The following is an 834-nucleotide window of genomic DNA, read 5'->3' on the forward strand; positions in this document are numbered from 1 at the left end:
GGGTTTGATAATTCTAATGACAAACCAGAAAAGTTCTTTTTTGAAGAAGTTGAACCATATTCTGAAATTAAGTTTCGAAATATTGTTCGACAAGCATACGACTACAGCTGTGGTTCGGCCGCATTAACCACAATTCTACAACATTATCTCGGGCGTAATTTCCAAGAACGTCAGGTGATGGAAGGACTGCTTCACTACGGGGAGAATGAAAGAATCGTAGAGCGTCGTGGTTTTTCGATGCTTGATATGAAGCGACTTGTTACAGCATTGGGATTTCCTGCAGGTGGCTTTCGGGCTGAAATGCAAGACTTAATTGATTTGGATCATCCGGCAATTGTTCCTATTCAATACTCCGGATTTAAGCATTTCGTGGTGGTTAAAACAGTTAAGGATGATCGTGTGTTTATCGCTGATCCATCTAAAGGGAACTTAACTTTCACGATTGATCGATTTAAAGAAGCTTGGGATCAAAACGTATTGTTTGTTGTGTTTCCAGGTGACACTAAGCCAGTTGATGGATTGGAATTGAGAGAAGAAGATTTACGGTTTATTGATGAGCAAACTCTATCTTTGCAAGCGTTCCAAGAATATCCGGATTATTTCGATATGCGCCAGTGGAGAGTGCAGAACGAAATTGAACGTTTAAAGAATAACTCTCCAGAAGATATTGCGAATGGAGCGCCTATAGTCGAGAACACGACTAAGACGCTGCATTACCGTAGAAATTAATATAAAGCGAACGAAGCGAGTATTAACAAGGATTTTCTCATGGCTGTATGGTTACGGCTGATAGCGGCTTCTGTGTTTCTAGCAGGAGTTAGCCTAGATGTTTTG

The 834-nt window shown here is 40.6% G+C and carries 1 protein-coding gene; it reads left to right on the forward strand.

Annotated features, from left to right (window positions below):
• The coding region (locus A3762_RS09990) for a C39 family peptidase (protein WP_068755238.1) at window positions 1-729 on the forward strand (729 nt) is incomplete at its 5' end.
• Between the last annotated feature and the right edge of the window lie 105 nt (window positions 730-834).

This window comes from Oleiphilus sp. HI0125, from assembly GCF_001635355.1.